This is a genomic window from Cupriavidus sp. 10L45, from assembly GCF_056395225.1.
The window spans coordinates 395416-414773 of sequence record NZ_JBFTJC010000001.1; the positions used below are offsets into that span (position 1 = coordinate 395416).

The following is a 19358-nucleotide window of genomic DNA, read 5'->3' on the forward strand; positions in this document are numbered from 1 at the left end:
GCGGGAACATGCCTTCGCCACAACACGGCGGCGGCTTCCGGCTTCCGAATCCACGCCGCCGGCCGCTGGCCCATGCGATAGCGCTGCTGGTGGCAGCGGGCGGCATGCTCGATGGCGCGCACGCCCAGCAGGCCTTCAGCCGCGACTGGATGGCGCAGAAGAACATGATGCAGGGCACGGCGGCCGCCACCGGCCGGCTGCCCAACGGCATGCCGGCCTCCGCGCTGACCAACCCGTCCGCGCAGCAACAGCAGGCCAACCAGCAGCTTCAGCGTTCGATCCAGAACCTCGCCACCACCGCGCAGGCCATCGCCGCCATGCAGGCCGCGCAGGCTGCGGCGCGCAACGCCGCCGCGCAGGACCCGTCCGTCCCCGACGGGCTGGCCGAGGGCGGCCTCAAGGTCGATACCAACAGCCTGACGGCGGGCTGGCAGAACGCCCGGCCGCTGGACAAGGCCACCGGGCAGAAGGTTGTCGATGGCCGGACCGTGGTCTCCATCGAGCAGACCGGCGACCGCGCCATCCTGAACTGGGAAACCTTCAACGTGGGCCGCAACACCACGGTGGAGTTCCACCAGCAGGCCGACTGGGCGGTGCTCAACCGCGTGAACGATCCGCAGGCGCGGCCCAGCCAGATCCAAGGGCAGATCAAGGCCGATGGCACGGTGATGATCGTCAACCGCAACGGCATCGTCTTCAAGGGCACCAGCCAGGTCGACACGCGCAACCTCGTGGCCGCCGCCGCCGGCATGACCGATTCGCAGTTCCAGAAGGGGCTGTTCAGCGAGGCCAAGGGCAGCGGCTACGTGCCCACCTTCGCCAATGACCTGGTCTCGACGGCGACCGCTACCTCTTTCGGCAACGCCACCGGCGACGTGGTGGTGGAAGCGGGCGCCCGCATCGCCACGCGCACGCCGCAGAGCGTGACCGAGGGCGGCGGCTATGTGCTGCTGGCCGGCCGCGAGGCGCACAACCGGGGCACCATCGTCACGCCGAACGGCCAGACTACGCTGGCCGCCGGCGACAGCTTTGTGATTCGCCGGGGCATGGGCACCGACGCGAACAAGACGTCCACCACGCGCGGCAATGAGGTGGATGTGCTGCGCAACCCGGGCAGCACGGCCGGGCTGGTCACCAACGCCGGCCTGATCCAGGCCGCCACCGGCGACATCACGCTCAAGGGCCATACGGTCGAGCAGCGCGGCGTGCTGCTCTCCAGCAGCTCCGTCACCACGCGCGGCACGGTGCACCTGCGCGCCGAGGGCGATGACAAGAGCCGCGTGACGCTGGCCCCGGGGAGCGTCACCGCCATCCTGCTGGCCGACAGCAACGAGACCGCGCTCGACGTGCAGCGCGACGCGCTGATCAAGGATTCCGCCACCGCCAGCGAGGGCGGCTACAACCGGCGCGACCAGTCGCTGGTGCAGATCGCCTCGGGCGGGGACGTGCTGTTCGACGCCGATTCGCTGGCGCTGGCCACCGGCGGACAGATCCAGGTCAATGCCGCGCGGCGCACGCTGCTGGCCGACCGCGCCGTGCTGGACGTGGCGGGCGCCGTGGGCGTGCGCGTGGCGATGGAGTCCAACAACGTCGAGATCAACGTCCAGGGCAACGAGCAGCGCGACGCCCCGAACAACCGCGACTCCGGCAAGCTGAACAACACCACCATGTGGGTGGACCGGCGCTACCTCGTGCGCGTGCCGGCCGGCACCAACGGCGCCACCACGGACCGCTGGTACACCGGCGGCGGCCTGCTGGAAGTCAGCGGCTACCTGAACACGAGCGGCCACGGCATCGGCGAATGGGCCGCGCTGGGCGGCACCGTGCTGTTCGAAGGCGGCGAGCTGGTCTCGCGGGCGGGCTCGACCATCAATGTGGCGGGCGGCTCGCTGGACGTGCAGACCGGCAAGATCAAGCAGACCTGGCTGCGCGGCAGAGACGGCCAGCTCTACAACCTCGCCACCGCGCCCGGCGACATGACCTACGAGGGCGTGTATCGCGGCTTCGAGGCCGCGCACAAGCGCTGGGGCGCGAAGGCCACCGAGCAGTTCTACAACCCGCTGATCGCGCCGCGCGAGCGGCTGGAGAACGGCTACACCGTGGGCCGCGATGCCGGCCGCGTGGTGGTGTCCACCGCCTCGGCTGTGATGGAGGGCGATATCGACGCCACCGTCTATCAGGGCCCGCGCCAGGGCCAGGCGCGCGACGCCGGGCTGGACGGCTACCAGCAGTCCCAGATTGCCGCGCCGCGGCGCGGACAGCTGGTGATCGGCAAGTTGACGCCGCTGTTCGACCCCGCCACCAACACGATCCGGGAAATCCCGACGGCGGTGGCCGGGCAGGTCGACATTGGCGCGGTGCAGGGCATCGCGCAGGGTATCGCGCTCGAAGACGCGCTGCCGGCGGACCAGAGCGGCGGCCATATCCGTCTCGACGCGGGCTGGCTCAACGGGCTGGAACTCGGCGGTTTCACGGTCTTCGCCAAGGATGGCATTGCCGTGGATGCGCCGCTGGCCGTGGCGACGGGCGGCGCGCTGGGGCTGCATGCCACCACGGTGGACATCGGCGCGGACCTTACCGCGCGTGGCGGCACCATCGCGCTTGGGGACATCGTCAGCCGGGGCACCCCGGGCAACTGGATCGACCGGCCCGTCACCGACGCGCCCACCGGCACGGCAACCGTGACCGTGGCGCCCGGCGTCACCCTCGATGCGCGCGGCCTGTGGACCAATCTCAAGCAGGACCCGGGCAACATCGACGGCCTGCCCTATGTGAACGGCGGCTCGGTCACGGTCAGCAGCTCGGGCGACGTCACGCTCGGCGCGGGCAGCCTGATCGACGTGTCGTCCGGTGCGGCGCTGATGGCGGACGGCTCGCTGCGCGGCGGGCGCGGCGGCAATATCACGCTCCGCTCGAACCAGTATGACGTGGCCGGCACCGGCTCGGGCACGCTGCGCATGGATGGCGATCTGCGCGGCTACGGGGTGAACGGCGGCGGTACGCTGACCATCGACTCGGGGCTGGGCGTCGCCATCGGCGGCGGCCTGCTGGCCGAATCCGGCGTGCTGCGCGCCGGGGAATCGGTGCCGGTGCACCTGACGCTGGACCAGCCGTTCACGATCAAGGCGGGCACGGTGCTGCCGGTGGATTACACGTTCACGTCCGACACCGCTGCGCCGGGCCAGGTGTCGCCGGGCACCATCGCCATCGCGCCGAGCCGGCCGCTCACGCTCGCTACGCCGTGGGTGGTGCCGCCGGGCGTCGGCTTCAACCAGTTCGTTGTGTACGACACGAACGGCGCCTGGTACGCGAGCGGCACCACGGTGCCTGCTGGGACCGTGCTGGTGCGCACGCAGGGCGAAATGGGCGCCGGTTACGTGGTGCCGGGCAACGTGTTCCCGAACGGCATGCCGGTGGCGATGTACAGCACCACGGTCAAGGCGGGCACGGCGTTCCAGACCGACCATGCGATGGCCGCCGGAGACCGCCTGCCGGCTGGCGCGGTGCTTTCCACCGACGTAGCGGTCAAGCCGCTGCTGGTGCTGGATACCGACCTGTTCCAGACCGGCTTTTCGAAGTACGACGTATCGGGCCAGCAGGGCTCGCAGATCGCCAACGGCGCCACCGTCGACGTCATCATGCCGGTGCTGCGCCACGACACCACGGCGGCGCACAGGGTGCCCACCGGCGCGGACCCCTCGCAGGCGCTGGAGCGCTGGCTGCCGCCGCTGTGGGAGGAAGATCCGGTCCATGGCGTGCTGACGCAGCGGCGCGGCGCCGACCTCGTGCTGGGTGGCGGCAACGTCTACGGCCAGGCGCCGGTGACGGTGGGGCAGGGCGCCACGGTCACGGTCGATCCGGGCCACGCGCTGACGCTGCAGGGCAACGGCCAGATCACCATCGACGGTACGCTGAACGCCTGGGGCGGCAGCGTCGCCGTGTTGCAGACCGCGCTGGGCGTGGGCAATGCGGCGTCGCCGAGCGGCACGCCCGATGGCCGCTCGATCTGGATCGGCGGCGATGCCGTGATCGACGTGGCAGGCCGTGCGGTCACCGCGCGTGACGTGCAGGGCCGGGCCTATGGCGAGGTCGCCAACGGCGGCACCATCGAGATCGGCGCGCGCCACGTGGACGGCGCACGGGAGGTCGATGCGGCCGATGCCTTCGTGGTGGTGCGGCCCGGCGCGCGGCTGGACGCCTCCGGGGCGTCGGCAGTGGTGGACGTAGCCGGCGTCGGCCCGATCAACGTGGCCAGCAACGGCGGGGTGATCGCGCTCAGCTCGATGCGCGGCCTGTTCGTGGATGGCGACCTGCGCGCGGCAGCCGGTGGCGCGGGCGCGGCCGGCGGCACGCTGGCGATCAACCTGGAGACGCCGTCCTACCTCGGCGTGGACCGCAACACCCTGAAGGGCGCGGCCGTGGACGACGCGGTGCGTGTGCCGCGTGAACTGGTGGTGGCGCAGGTGCAGGGCGATAGCGGCCTCTCCGACGCGCTGCGCCCCGGCATGCGCGATGCCGCGCTGCGCTACGGCACCGCCCGTATCGGCGTGGACCGTGTGGCGGCCGGTGGCTTCGACAACCTGGCGCTGCTCGCCAACGGCCTGATCAGCTTCGATGGTGACGTGAACCTGGCCATGGGCCAGAGCCTGAGCCTGACCGCCAGCGCCATCGGCCTGGCCGAACAGGCTGCGGCCGGCACGCGTGTCAGCCTGGCGGCGCCCTATATGCGCCTCGCCGGCACCACGCGCAGCCAGGGCGAAAACGGCATCATGCCGAACCCGGTGCGCGGCTCCAAGAATTCCGGCGCGGCGGGCGGCACGCTCGGTGTGCCGCTGGTGGCGGACGGCACCAGCTTCCTGGCCGATGCGCAGTTCCTCGACATCGTGGGCGAGTTGAGCGTTGGCGCGCGCGGCGAGATCATCCAGAACGCCGTCGATCCGCTCAAGGTGGAGCGCGATGCCTTCGACCAGATGACGCTGCGCAGCGCCTCGGACATCCGCATGTCCGGCGCCGCGCTGCTGTACCAGCCGGGCGACCTGACGCTGGCCGCCTCGCAGATCTACCCGGCCATGCAGGACAGCGGCAGGGTCCTGGTCGGGCAGATCGACGGTGTCAACCAGTGGGGCAGCCCCATCCGCACCTTCGACCCGACCCGCGTGCTGAACATCGAGCGGGTGGGCGACGCACTCCCCGCCACGCCGTACTCGGTCTTCGGCACCCTGAGTCTCTCCGGCCCCACGGTCAACCAGGGCGGCGTCGTGCGGGCCCCGCTCGGCTCGGTCTCGATCGGGACCAGCGGCAATGGCACGGAAACCGGCGTCGTCAACGTGCTGCCGGGCAGCGTGACCTCGGTCAGCGCGAACGGGCTGGTGATGCCCTACGGCGGCACGCTGGACGGCCTGAGCTATATGCACAATGGCACGGACGTGGTGTACCCCGGCGTGGGCGCGGGGCCGACCATCAACCTGACCGGCCACGCCATCGATGTGCAGCCGGGCGCGCTGCTGGACATGACCGGCGGCGGCGAGCTGACCGGCGCGGCCTTCCTGGCCGGGCGCGGCGGCTCCACTGACGCGCGGATGAATCCGCTGGTGCAGGTGTCGCCGAAGGGCGGCTTCACGCTGCCGGGCCTGGGCACCAATCCCATCTACGCCATCGTGCCGGGCGCGCAGGCCGGCTATGCGCCGATCGTGGCCGAGCACGGCGCCAGCGACCCGGCCATCGGCCGCCAGATCACCATCGGCGCGGGCGTGCCGGGGCTGCCTGCCGGCACCTACACGCTGCTGCCCTCGACCTTCGCGCTGCTACCGGGCGCGTTCCGCGTGGAACTCAACGGCGCCAGCCAGGCTGGGCTGGGGCAGGGACCGGCGCTGGCCATGCGCAATGGCTCGTACGCCACCTCCGCGCAGCTCGGCACGGCCAACACGACCCTCCGCGATGCGCTGCCGACGCAGGTCTTGCTGACCTCGGCCGACAGGCTGCGCCGGCTGTCGCAGTACAACGAGACGAGCTACGCCGAATTCGGGCTGGCGAACGCGGCGCTCAACGGCGTGCCACGGCCCATGCTCGAGCGCGACGCCAAGGGCCTTCAGCTCGAATTCATCGCCGATATCCAGGCCGGCAAGATCGGTGACGCGCCCGCGCTGCGCTTTGCCAGCGGCACCACCGCCTACGGCACGCCGACGGGCGGCTATGGCGGCAGCGCGCTGGTCGTCAGCAACTCCGGCGACTACGAGATCCTGGCGGCCGGCGCGACGCCGCGGGCGCTGCCCGGCGGGGATCTGTTGAACCAGATCTCGCTGCACGCGGACGACCTCAATGCCATCGGCGCCAACCGCCTCGGCATCGGCGGCCTGCCCGCCGTGGTGCGCGCCACCACCGGCGCACCGCGCGACAACATCGCCACCTTCACCGGCAACGCCCGCAACATCGTGCTGCGCGAAGGCGCGGTGCTCAAGGCCGGCGAGGTGTTCCTCGTCACCGGCGCCAAGTCCGGCGGCATCGTCATCGAGCAGGGCGCGGGCATCAACACGCTCGGGCAGGGCAAGGCCGCGTGGGATTCCATGGACGGCTACGTCTACGATCCGGCCCGGCTGTCCGTGCTGGCGGTGTCCAACGGCTGGCTGGACCTGCTGCCGCCTGCCATCGGCAATGACCCGGCGCAGGGCCCGGGCCGCATCGACATTGGCGCCTGCGCGGCGGGCGCCGTCTGCAACGGCACCACGCAGCTCTATTCGGAAGGCACCATCGCGGCCGCCACCGACCAGACTTTCGAGCTGCGCGACACGGCGCGCTACGGCACGCGCAACCTGACGCTGGCTGTCGGCGGCATCAACGTGGGGAGCGAGGCGTCGCTGGCGGCCATGGCAGCGCGCAATGCCCTGACCCCGGGGCTGACCCTCAACCAGGGCGTGCTGGACCGCCTGCTGCGCGGCGACACCAGCGCGGGCGCGCCGGCACTGGAGAATCTGGTGCTGACGGCGCGCGACGCGGTCAATTTCTACGATTCGATCGAACTGTCCACCATCGACCCTGCCACTGGCAAGTCCTCGCTGGAACGGCTGGTGCTGACCACCCCGGCCATCTACGGCCTGGGAGACGCCGACGCCCGCGCCCGCATCCGTACCGACACGCTGGTCTGGAACGGCACCAACACCGCGCCGGGGCAGGTGGCGGCCGGTGGCGCCGGCAACGGCAGCGGGCAGTTCATCGTCGATGCCCGCCAGATCGAATTCGGCTACGGCCCGGGCACCCGTCCGGACACCATCCACGATATGGACCGGCTGGTGCTCGGCTTCGGCGGCGTGGAGTTGAACGCCAGCGAACGCGTCACGGCCAACCAGACCGGCTCGCTCGCGGTCTACCAGACGCGCGGCGCCTGGGATGCAGCCATTAACGCCTACGCCTACAACGGCGGCGACCTGACGATCCACACGCCGCTGCTGACCGGCGCGGCAGGCTCGGTCAACAAGATCCGCGCGGGCGGCGCGGTGAACGTGGCCGCGCCTGCCGGGGCTACCGCGCCCGCGCTGACGAATGCGGAGCTGATTGCCGCGCTGGGCGCGGAAGTCTCGCTCGCCGGACGCAGCGTGGCACTCGACACCACCGTGGCGCTGCCCAGCGGCAAGCTCACGGTGTCCGCCGAGGGCGATGTCGTGCTCGGCGATGGCGCCCGGCTGGACCTCGCCGGCCGCAAGGTCGATTTCTTCGACGTCAGCAAGTACAGCTGGGGCGGCGACGTGGTGCTGGAAAGCCAGTCCGGCAACATCCTGCAGACGGCTGGTTCGCGCATCGACCTCTCCGCGCTGGAGAACCGCGCCGGCAAGCTCACCGCCGTGGCGGTGGGGGCTGGCGCGGGTACGGTGGACCTGCGCGGTGCCATCGCCGGCGGCAGCACCGGCTACTACGATGCGGGCGGCACGTGGGTGCCGTACGCGGCCGGCGGCGCCGACATTCGCGGCCAGCACGTGGCCGACTTCATCGGCCTCAACCAGCGCCTGACGGCGGGCGGGGTCACCGGCGGCCGCAACTTCCAGATCAAGCAGGGCGACCTGACGGTGGGCGACGAACTGAAGGCGCGCGAGATCAGCGTCTCGGTGGATGGCGGCCGGCTGGTAGTCAACGGCATCGTGGACGCCAGCGGCGAGCAGGTCGGCAGCATCCGCCTGGCCGCGCGCGATGGCGTGACGATTGGCGGCGGCGCGCTGCTGGACGCCCATGGCCGCGTGCTGCGCGTGGACAGCTACGGGCAGGTGATCGAGGCGCCCAACCGCGCCATGATCGACATCAACGCGGGCCAAGGCCGGCTGACGCTGGCGGACGGCGCGCGCATGGACGTGCGCGCCGGCACCGACGGCACGCCGCTGTCGCTCGGCACGGTGGAGCTGAGCGCCCGCCGGCTGGGCGGCGCCACCGGCAACGACGTCGACATCGACGCATCAGGCAGCGTGCGCATCGACGGCGCGCGCGCGATCACCGTCAACGCGTTCCAGACCTACAACGACGCGCCGCTGGTCTCCGGCGGCACGGCCGATGGGCGCGACTACCAGTCCATCACCCAGGGCTACCTGGACCAGAAGCACGCGGCGAGCCTGACCTTCATGGGCAACGCGCTGGCCAACGGCGACCTGATGACCCGCAGGCTGGCCGGGCTGCGTACCTACGCGGACGCGTTCCACCTGCGCCCGGGCGTGGAGATCGTCTCGATCACGCCCGATGGCGACCTGCATATCGACGGGGATATCGACCTGTCCGGCTACCGCTACGCGAGCGTCAACCCGCATACGCAGCAGACCGGCGTGCGCGGCTCCGGCGAGGCGGGCGCGCTGGTGATGCGTGCCGGCGGGGACTTCAAGATCTTTGGCAGCGTGTCCGATGGCTTCGACGGCGCCGCGCTGCCCGTCACGCCGGACGACAACGGCTGGATGCTGGTCAAGGGCCGCGTGCCCTGGGGCGGCGACGTGGTGGTGCCGACCGACGGCAAGGTCACGCTGGCCGACGGCACCTTCTTCCAGCCGGGCCGCGCGCTCAACTACGCCTTGCCGATCCAGGCCATGAGCCTGCGCGCCGGCACCGAGCTGCCCACGCGCGCCACGCTGACAGCGGACCTCGTGCTGCCGGCCGGCACCGTGCTGGGCGGCGCCATCCGCGACGGCGCGGGCAATGTGGTGCATCCGGCCGGCACGGTACTGTCTGCCGCGCTCACGCTGACCACCGGCATGCAGCTCGACGCGGGCAACCGCCTGCCGGGCGCCGCGCATGTGGCGGCCATGACGTGGCCGGCCGGCGTGCCGCTGCCGTTCCCCGATGGCGCCGTGGTGGACATGCCCACCTACGGCCCGGTCAACGGCGTGGTGCTGGCGGGTGACCTGATGCTGCGCAAGGGCGCCATGATCCCGGCCGAAACCGTGGTGAAGCTGCCCGGCGACGCCACCACCGTGCTGATGCGCGACGCGGATGCCAGCGGCAACCAGGGCCGCACCTGGGCGCTGGCGCCGATGCTGGAGCAGGGCTCGCAGGCGTGGTCGATGCGGCTGGTAGGCGGCGCCGACCTCACGGCGGCCGACACCCGCGCGCTGCAGCCGCGCAGCACGCGCGGGCAGCTCCTGCTGGCCGATACCCACTACGGGCTGGCCCAGCAGACCGTGCTCAAGCCGGGCACGGGCATCCCGGGCCAGTACATCTGGGGGCCGGAGGCCTGGATGTTCGGCGAAGTGCCGGGCACGCCGATCAACCTCGAGGCGTATGGCGGTGAGGAAGCAGTGGCGGGGCTCAACGACCTGGGCCTCGGCATCCTCGTCGAGAAGATCGCCGATGGCACGCCGCCGGTCTATGAGGACAAGATGATGCCGGGGCGCCAGCAGATGTTCAGCGTGCTGCGCACCGGCACCGGCGACCTCGACCTGCTGGCCGCGGCCGACTTCACCATGACCTCGCCGTTCGGCGTCTATACCGCCGGCACGCAGGCGGCCGGCGTGGGTGCGGCCTATAACCAGGCGCGCGCCAGGGGCGCGGACGGCACGCTGCTGGGCGCTAACGGCGCCTACCTCGAACCGTTTATCAACGGCGGCGCGCAGAGCACGTACCAGGCGTGGTATCCCGAGCACGGCGGCAACGTGCTGGTGCGCGCGCAGGGCGATGTGCGCGGCGACATCATCGGCACCAAGCCGGGCACTATCCGCAACGACGACGCGCTCGGCCAGATGCGCATCCACTTCGACACCTCGGCCGTGGGCGGCTGGCTGTGGCGCCAGGGCACCGGCAGCGCGGCAGCGCCCGGCGAGGGCGTGCCCACGGCGTGGTGGGTCAACTTCGGCAGCTATGTGGCGGCCAAGGACGACCAGTACGCGGTGCAGGGCACCCTGCCGTTCCTGGTGGGCTTCACCGGTATCGGCACGCTCGGCGGCGGCAATCTGGTGATGGAAGCCGGCGGCAACGCCGGCATGCTGGAATCGCGCATGGGCAATGGCGCGCCGGTGCTCTCGCGGAGCCAGGGTCTGGTGCTGGCCGTGGGCAGCACGGGCCGCGTCTCGGCCGATGGCAGCACGCTGACGCAGACCGGCGGGGGCGACCTCGACATCCGCATCGGCGGCGGCCTGAACCCGGTGGCGGAAGTCCGCAACCAGCCCGAGAGCAATGGCGAGATCACGCCGCTGACCCGCTTCTCGAATCCGCGCCTGGACCTGAACAGCACGTTCGTCAACCTGCGCGGCGCGCTGCGGCTGGAAGCCGGCGCCGTGGGCGGCATCGAGCTGCGCTACGACCGTGCCGATCCGATGGAGACGCGCGCCTACCAGCCCTATGTGGCCACCTCGTCCATCGCGGGCGGCGGGCCGGTGCTGGTGGTGGGCGATGCCGGCGTGCGCATCGAGTCGCGCGGGGACCTGGTCCTCGGCGGCGTGGCGGATCCGGGCCGCGTGGCCCAGTTCCACAACGGCACGCCGTTCACGCTCGACGGCACCGCGCAGGATGGCGAGGGCTGGAGCTGGTTCTCGCTGTGGACGCCGTCCACCGCCATCGACCTGTTCAGCGCCGGCGGCAACCTGACGCCGTCCACGTCGTGGACGGACGACCGGGACCGCAGCAACCACAGCGCCACCGACGGCCGCTTCGTGATGCCGTCGATCCTGCGCGCGGCGGCGCCCAACGGCAGCCTGTACTACGGCAACGCGAGTTCCGGCCGGGTCAGCAACAACAGTCCGGAGCAGTCGCCGGTCGGCCTGATCCTGGCACCTTCGCCGGTGAGCCCGCATTTCGCGGTGACGGGCACCGGCGCGCTGGAGCTGCTGGCTGGCAATTCGATCTACGCCGCCGGCTACTCGGTGACCCAGTCCGGCGCCAATCCCACGCTGCTGCCGAGCCCGTTCAACCCCGGCTTCCTCGGCGTGGTCGGTACCGCGTGGTACGGCCAGCACGTGGTCGGCAATATCGACCCGCAGGGTCTGGCGCCCAGCGTGCTGTTCTCGAAGGGGGTGGAGAGCGAGCAGGCGTATCCGCTGTTCAGCCTCACGTCGCCCACCGCATCCGGCTATACCCGCGAGGGGCAGCCGCCCGCGCGCTTCTATGCGAACGCGGGCGATATCGTCGGCCTGCGCACCGGCACCATCATCTACGTGGGCAGCCTGACGGGCACGGTAGGCACCCAGAGCCCGTTGTACGAGGGGGGCGGGCCGGTGGCGATCCGCGCGGGGCGCGATATCGTCAACGCCGGCACGCCGCTGGGTACCTTTGCGATGGCACCGGAAGACGCGCTGGGCTGGTTCGGCCAGTACTACAGCTCCGAGCCCGACGCGCCGCTGCGGCCCACCCGGAACACGATCGCCACCACGCGCGGGAACCTGATCGTGCATGGCAACGACGATGACATCTCGGTGATCTCGGCGGGCCGCGACATCCGGGGCGGCAGCTTCTATGTGGCGGGCCCCGGCCTGCTGGAAGTGACCGCCGGGCGTGATCTCTACCTGGCGGACAAGGGCGAGCTGCGCAGCATCGGCGCGGTGGCTGGTTCGGCGCAGCACGACCGCTCGAACGGCGCGGCGATTGCCGTGGCCGCCGGCGTGGGCGCCAAGGGGCTCGACGGGCTGGGCTTCGACGCCTTCGCCGCGCGCTACCTGGATGCGGCCAATCAGGCCGACAGCGGGCGCCCGCTGGCCGATCAGCCGGGCAAGGCCGTGACCACCTACGGCGGCAAGCTGACGCTGGGTGACTGGCTGCGCGCCGAGTTCGGCTACACCGGCGACGAGGCCGGCGCCCCGGCCTTCCTGGCCGCCCGGCAGGCCGAGCTGGACCAGTCGCGCAAGGCGGCGCTGGCCGCCGGCACCGCGGCGCCCAGCCGCGACCTGCAGCGCGAATACGGACTGGCCGGCCAGCTACACCTGGTCAACTGGCTGACGGACCGCTTCGGCGGCAGCAACGGGCTGGGCGTGCATTTCGATGCCGCCACCATGGACGCGCGGCAGTTCCTCGCCGCGCTGCCGCCGGAACAGCAGCGCGCCTACCTGCGCAACGTGTATTACGCGGAACTCAAGGCCTCGGGCCGCGAGTTCAACGACGCCACCGGTCCGCGCGCGGGCAGCTACCTGCGGGGCCGCGAGGCCATCGCCACGCTGTTCCCGGGGCAGGCGGCGGACGCTCAGGGTGACTATCAGGGCGACCTGACGATGTTCAGCAGCGCGCGGTTCTACCAGAGCGGGCAGGACAACCTGGACGGGCGCTTCACCACGCGTCCCAAACCGGGCACGAAGTACCTGAGCAAGGCCGAGTGGCTGGCTGCGGGCAGCCCCGGCAGCGTGCCGTTCTACGACGTGCTCGATGCCGGCATCCACACCGACTTCGGCGGCGACATCAGCGTGTTCACGCCGGGTGGCCGGACGCTGGTCGGCGTGGACGGCGGCTTCGTGCCGGGCGAGGGTTCCGGCGTGCTGACGCAGGGCGCGGGCGAGATCCAGATGTATGCCCGCGACAGTATCCTGCTGGGCCAGAGCCGCATCTTCACGACCTTCGGCGGCAATATCCTCGGCTGGTCGGCGCAGGGCGATATCAACGCCGGGCGCGGTTCCAAGTCCACCGTGGTCTACACGCCGCAGCGGCGTACCTATGACGATATCGGTCTGGTGGCGCTGTCACCGACCACGCCGAATACGGGCGCGGGTATCGCCACGCTGAACCCGATCCCGGAAGTACCGCCGGGCGATATCGACCTGATTGCGCCGCTCGGCACCATCGACGCGGGCGAGGCCGGTATCCGGGTCTCGGGCAACGTCAATCTGGCGGCGCTGCGGGTGGTCAATGCGGAGAACATCCAGGTGCAGGGCAAGGCGGCGGGCATGCCGGTGGTGGCGGCGATCAACGTGGGGGCGTTGAGCAACGCCAGCGCGGCGGCGTCGCAGGCGGCCAGCGCGGCGCAGGATGCCGTGCAGCGCGACCGCGCCGCGGCGCGCCAGGGCTTGCCGTCGGTGTTCACGGTGCGGGTGCTCGGCAACGGCAATGAGGGCGACGGCAGCGCTGGCGCCTACGCGCCGCGAGGACGCGAAGGCGCCAGCGCCACGCCGCCGAAGTACGATCCGCAAGGCGTGGTGCAGGTGCTGGGGCAGATGGACCTGGGCGAATCGCAGCTGCGCATGCTCACCGCCACGGAGCGCAAGAACCTGGAGCGCTAAAGGACCGTACAGCGGCCCTGACTGCGACCCTTACTGCAGGGGGATGCCAGCGCGGGAAGCCAGTTGCTTCCAGCGCTGGATTTCCTCCTGCTGGTACTGGCGCATCTCGGCCGGGCTGGACATGATGACCGTCGTGGACTGTCGCTTGTAGTAGTCCTTGAGTTCCGGTGTCTCTGCCGCCTGGTGGAACAGCGTGGCCCAGCGGCGCACCAGCTCCGGCGGCGTCTTGGCCGAGACCGCCGCAGCCACCCAGTTGTAGGCCAGGAACTGCGGAATGCCCGCCTCCTGCGCGTTCGGCACATCGGGCAGCAGGTGGGTGCGCTGCGGGGCTGTGTACGCCAGCGCGCGCAGCTTCCCACTCTTCACCAGCTCGATGGCGCCACTGGCGTCCACCACCGCGAAGTCCACGGTGCCGGAGAGCGTCACGTTGATCGCATCGCCCGCCCCCTTGTAGTTGATGCCGGTGGAGCGCATGCCGGTCATGTCATTGAGCCATTCCGAATACAGCGTGTACGACATCGACCCGCTCGCGTAGTTGAGCGCGCCGGGGCGCTTCTTGCCGTCCGCGACCAGCTCCTCGACGTTCTTGTACGGCGAGTTTGGCGGCACGATGATCAGGCACGGGCCACGCGTCAGCAGGCTGATCGGCGCGAAGTCGGTCAGCGGGTCATAGGGCAGCTTGCGGAACGTGGCGGCGTTGGTGGAGAGCGTGGAGTTGCTGCCGATGAAGACCGTGTAGCCATCGGCCGGCGCGTTGAGCGCGGTCTGCACGCCGATAAAGCCGTTGCCACCCGGCTTGTTCTCCACCGTGACCGGCTGGCCGGTGAGGTCGCCGATCTTCTTGGCGAAGATGCGCGCGCCAGTGTCCGTGCCGCTGCCCGGCGGAAACGGCACGATGAACTTCACGGGCCGGTTGGGGAAGCTGGCGGCATCGCCCTGCGCCAGGGCGGGGAGGGCAGCCAGCGGCGCCAGCCCGATGGCCGCCGCCAGGGTGGCCAGCGTGTGCAGCGTACGACGCCGGGTTTGGTGAGGGATGGCGCGAACCTTGTCGTGTCGGTGTCTCATGGTGGTCTCCTCCGCAACGGTGATCCGTCGTCGTTTGATGGAGGAAGAGCCTACTGGCTCGCGCCGCACCGAGGCAAGGCTCGGCGGGGCATATCCGTTATGCGCGGGCCGGTATGCGCCGCGCAGGCATAGGTCCGGCTACGGGAAAACCATGCCTCGGGCGCGCCGCACCTATCGCACGCATTTCGGATATGCCGTCCGTGCGATAGGTGCGGCGTCTGCGGCTTGCTAATCTCGTCGTCACTTTCGCGGGGCCCCCGGCAACGCGACACATGATAACGACAGGAGACAGCGTGGACACAGCCGCCAGGATAGTGATCCGCCCAGCCGAGCCCGATGGGCCGCTGGCACCATTGCGGGCCGAGGTGCGGGCATTTCTCGCCCGGGTCATGCCGGACCGGCCGCGCCCGTTGCGCGCCAAGAGCTGGAGCGGCTTCGATGCCGAGTTCAGCCTGGCGCTCGGCGCGCAGGGCTGGATCGGCATGACCTGGCCGCGCGAGTTCGGCGGCCAGGGGCGTTCGATGCTCGAACGCTACGTGGTCCTTGAGGAACTGCTCGCCGCCGGCGCGCCGGTCGGCGGCCACTGGGTGGCCGAGCGCCAGAGCGGACCGCTGCTGATGCGCTACGCCGATCCGGCCGTCGCCGCCGAGATCGTGCCGCGCATCACCCGTGGCGAGGTCTACTTCTGCATCGGCATGAGCGAGCCCGACTCGGGCTCCGACCTCGCCTCGATCCGCACCCGCGCCGACCGCGTGGAAGGCGGCTGGGTCATCAATGGCACCAAGCTCTGGACCTCCAACGCGCACCGCTCGCACTACATGATTGCGCTGGTGCGCACCGATCGCGGCGCCGACGAGAAGCACAAGGGCATGTCGCAGTTCCTCGTCGACATGAACTCGCCGGGCCTGCAGGTGCGGCCGATCCGCAGCCTCTCCGGCGAGGAGGGCTTCAACGAGGTGGTGTTTACCGATGTCTTCGTGCCGGACCGCATGCTGATCGGCAAGGAAGGCGACGGCTGGGCGCAGGTGACGGCCGAGCTGACGTTCGAGCGCAGCGGCCCCGAGCGCTACCTGAGCAGTTACGCGCTGCTGCCCCAGATGCTCGATCACGCCGACGCCGCGGACAGCCGCCAGGCCACGGAGCTGGGCCTGCTGGTGGCGGAACTGACCACCCTGCGGCAGATGTCGCGCGGCATTGCGGCCATGCTGAATCGCGGGGAAAACCCGCAGGTGGCCGCCGCCAACGTCAAGGACCTTGGCGCGCTGTTCGAACAGCGAATTCCCGAGGTGGCGCACCAGCTGTTCGGGGATGCCCTGCAGGGGAGCGCGTCGCCGTTCGCGGCCACGCACCGCTATCTGACACAGGTTGTGCCGTCCTTCTCGCTGCGCGGCGGCACCCGCGAAATCCTGCGCGGCATCATTGCCAAGGGACTGGGGGTCCGATGAACGAACTCGAACGCATGCTGGCGGACAGCGCCAGCCGTCTCTTTGCCGATGCCGTGACGCCGGCCCGGATCGACGCGATGGAACACGGCCTGTGGCCGGCCGAACTGTGGGACCAGGTGGAGGCCAGCGGCCTGACCCGCCTCTTCGTGCCGGAAGCGGACGAGGGCGCGCAGGCCAGCTGGACCGAGGGCCTGCCGGTGCTGCTGGCCGGCGCCAACGCCCCGGCGCCGTTCCTGGACACCGCAGTGGCAGGCTGGGTCCTGAACCAGCTTGGCGTGGCGATGCCGGGCGGCCCCATCGGCCTTGCCGATCTCGCCGCGCCCGTCAGCGCCTGTCTGCATGACGATGGATGGGCACTCGATGGCGCGGTAGCGGTGCCGTGGGGCCGCTACGTGGGCCATGTGCTGATCCGCGCGATCGATGCCGAGACCAAGGCGCCGCTCTGGCTGCTCGCCGCGACCGGCGCCGCTGCGGTGGAGACCGGCGTGAACCTCGCCAACGAACCGCGCGACCGGCTCACCTTCCAGCGCGTGCCGGACAGCGCGGCCGTGCGCGGCGATCCGGCGGGATGGCCAGCGGCGCCACAGGCACTCGGCGCGCTGACGCGGGCGATCGGCATCGCTGGCCTGCTGGAGCGCATCCTGAACCAGACCGTGCAGTACGCGAACGAGCGGACGCAGTTCGGCCGCCCGATCGGCAAGTTCCAGGCGGTGCAGCAGCAACTGGCCATCCTCGCCAACGAGACCGTGGCCGCGCGCATGGCCGTGGCGTCCGCCTGCGCGGCGGTCGATGCCGGCGACTGGACCCAGGCGGCGATGGTCGCCAAGGTGATCTGCGGGCAGTCCGCCGGCCGCGCGGCGGCCATCGCGCATCAGGTGCATGGGGCGATCGGCTTCACGCACGAGCATTCGCTGCACCAATCCACGCGGCGCGTGTGGGCCTGGCGTGCCGAGTGCGGCACCGAGGCGTACTGGGCGGCCGAGATTGGCCGGCGTGCGATTGCGCGCGGCGGCGATGCGCTGTGGGCGGACCTGACCGCCGCGGCGGCCTAGCCTTCAGACGACACACGGGGAGACACCATGACATGGCTGAAGACGATGCTGGCCGGGGTGGCCGCCACGCTGCTCGCCTACGCGCCGACGGCGCAGGCGGGCGAGCGCGCGCAGGACTTCCCCTCGAAGCCCTTGCGGATCATCGTGCCGTTCACGCCCGGCAGCGGCTCGGACGCCTCGGCGCGCTTCTACGGCGAGGCGCTGGCGCGCGAACTCGGCCAGGCGGTCGTGGTGGAGAACCGGCCCGGGGCCAATGGCGTCATCGGCATCCAGGCGCTCAAGAGCGCGCCGGCGGACGGCTACACGATCCTGCTGGCCAGCAATTCGCCGATGTCGGTCAATCCCCTCGTCATCAAGCAGTTGCCCTATGACCCCGTCGCCGATCTGCGCCCGGTGGCGGGCCTGAGCCGCAATATGAATGTGTTCGTGGTGCCGCTGACGTCGCCGCTGAAGACCATGGGCGATCTGGCCGCCGCCGCGAAGAAGCAGGAGCGGCCGTTCAACGTGGGCACCTACTCCGCCGGCTACCAGCTCGCGGCAGTGTGGTTCGGCTCGCTCGCGGGCATCCGCTTCACCAATATCCCGTACAAGGGCCAGGCGCAGATCATGTCCGACATCCTCGGCAGCCAGCTTGACCTGGCGCTGGTCGATACCGGGGGCGCGCTGCCGCTGCTGAAGCAGGGCAAGCTGCGCGCGCTGGCGGTGTCCGGCGAGCGCCGGCATCCGGAGCTGCCGGACGTGCCCACGGTGCGCGAGAGCGGCTATCCGGACTACATCCAGTACAGCTGGGTGTCGTTCTACGTGCGCGCGCAGACGCCGGACGATATCGTCGCCCGGCTGGCCACGACGATGCAGGCCATCCTGAAGACGCCGGAGTCCGCCGCCTACGTCGCGCGTTCGGGGTCGAGCCTGATGCCCTACGACCCCGACGCGATGCGCAGCTTCCACCAGACCGAGATGGCGCGCTTCCGCCGGGTGGCGCAGGCGGCGGGCATCCGTCCGGAGTAGCCGCGATGGGGCGCAGCCGCCATGGACACCCCGGGACGTCAGTGCGCCAGCGGCGCGGCGGCCTGCGTCAGCAGCGTGCGCAGCACCGACACGAAGGGGTGCGTGTGGACGTTGTTGTGCCAGCACAGGTGCACCGGCACGGTCAGCAGCGGGTCCACCACTGGCGCGAAGCGCACGCCGGGATGGCGGCACAGCAGCGGGGCGAGGTAGCCGGGCACCATCGCGTACATGGCGGTGCCCGCCACGGCGTCCGGCACGGCCAGATAGCTGGTCAGCGTGCCGACGATGTTGCGCGTGGTGCCGTGGGCGCCGAAGTATCGGTCGATCAGTTTGGTCACGAGGCCGAACTGCGAGACATCGAGGCAGGGCAGCGGCGTCAGGTCGGCCGGCGTGGGATGGTCGCCGATCTGGCGATTGTCGGTGGCGCACAGGCAGCCGAACTGGGCGTTGAACAGCAGCTCCGCGCGCAGCGATTCGTGCTCCTCGGCCGGGTGGAAGGCCACCATGACGTCGATGGCGCCGCTGGACAGCGCGCTGACGCCGCTCGGCATCGGCACCGGCTGCATGCGCACGCGCGCACGCGGCGCGGTCTGGCGCAGCGCCTCCAGGAAGCCGGGCGCGATCACGGCCTGCAGGGAGTCGTTGATGCCGATGGCGTAGGAGCCGGTTTCCAGCGCCGGATCGTAGTCGGCCGCCTGGGTGTAGATTTGCTCGATCTGGCGCAGCACGTTTTCGAGCAGCGGCTGCAGTTCCTGGGCGCGGCGCGTGGGCAGCATCTTCAGCGCGCTCTTGATCAGCAGCGGATCGCCGATTTCGTCGCGCAGTCGCTCCAGCATGCGGCTGGTGGACGGCTGGGTGCTGTCGAGCCGCTTGGCGGCCTCGCTCACGCTGTTGCTCTCCAGCAGTGCGGCAAGCACCACCAGCAGGTTGAGGTCCTTCTTGCGCAGGTCCGCGAGCGGCAGGCGTCGGCCGCCCGTGGTGTCGCCCGTGGTGTCGCCCGGTCCGGCGAGGCTGTCTCCTTGCTCCATCGATGTCCCTAGATTTTGTAAGTTGAGGCCGGGCATCGCCCCTGGCGGGGTGCGTCCGGTGGACCCCCGCAGTGTATATCGATCCAGACATAACCCACTATT

At 70.8% G+C, this 19358-nt stretch carries 6 protein-coding genes; 4 read left to right on the forward strand and 2 right to left on the reverse strand.

What is annotated here, in order from left to right; all coding sequences use genetic code 11:
- Positions 1–8: 8 nt before the first annotated feature.
- Positions 9–13658: a filamentous haemagglutinin family protein gene (locus AC1DFU_RS01895; protein ID WP_441592499.1), complete on the forward strand. Its 13650-nt coding sequence runs from the start codon at positions 9–11 to the stop codon at positions 13656–13658.
- Between the two features lie 30 nt (positions 13659–13688).
- Here the strand turns inward: AC1DFU_RS01895 and AC1DFU_RS01900 are convergent, their stop codons facing one another.
- Positions 13689–14723 (reverse strand): Bug family tripartite tricarboxylate transporter substrate binding protein, encoded by a 1035-nt coding sequence (locus AC1DFU_RS01900; RefSeq protein WP_441592500.1) that lies wholly within the window; start codon positions 14721–14723, stop codon positions 13689–13691.
- Positions 14724–14995: 272 nt separating this feature from the next.
- Between AC1DFU_RS01900 and AC1DFU_RS01905 the strand changes: the two genes are divergently transcribed.
- The 3 genes from AC1DFU_RS01905 to AC1DFU_RS01915 are packed head-to-tail and all read left to right on the forward strand — an operon-like array spanning position 14996 to position 18228.
- A complete protein-coding gene (locus tag AC1DFU_RS01905) occupies positions 14996–16168 on the forward strand; it encodes an acyl-CoA dehydrogenase family protein (protein WP_441592501.1) in 1173 nt (390 codons plus the stop codon).
- On the forward strand, positions 16165–17220 hold the full coding sequence (locus tag AC1DFU_RS01910; RefSeq protein ID WP_092295210.1) for an acyl-CoA dehydrogenase family protein: 1056 nt from the start codon (positions 16165–16167) through the stop codon (positions 17218–17220). Before AC1DFU_RS01905 ends, AC1DFU_RS01910 begins: the two co-directional genes overlap by 4 nt.
- 27 nt (positions 17221–17247) lie before the next feature.
- Entirely contained in the window at positions 17248–18228 is a 981-nt protein-coding gene (locus tag AC1DFU_RS01915; protein ID WP_441592502.1) for a Bug family tripartite tricarboxylate transporter substrate binding protein, read from the forward strand.
- A gap of 38 nt (positions 18229–18266) precedes the next feature.
- On the opposite strand, the gene AC1DFU_RS01920 is transcribed toward AC1DFU_RS01915, so the two are convergent.
- Positions 18267–19256 (reverse strand): LysR family transcriptional regulator, encoded by a 990-nt coding sequence (locus AC1DFU_RS01920; RefSeq protein WP_441592503.1) that lies wholly within the window; start codon positions 19254–19256, stop codon positions 18267–18269.
- Positions 19257–19358: the final 102 nt, after the last annotated feature.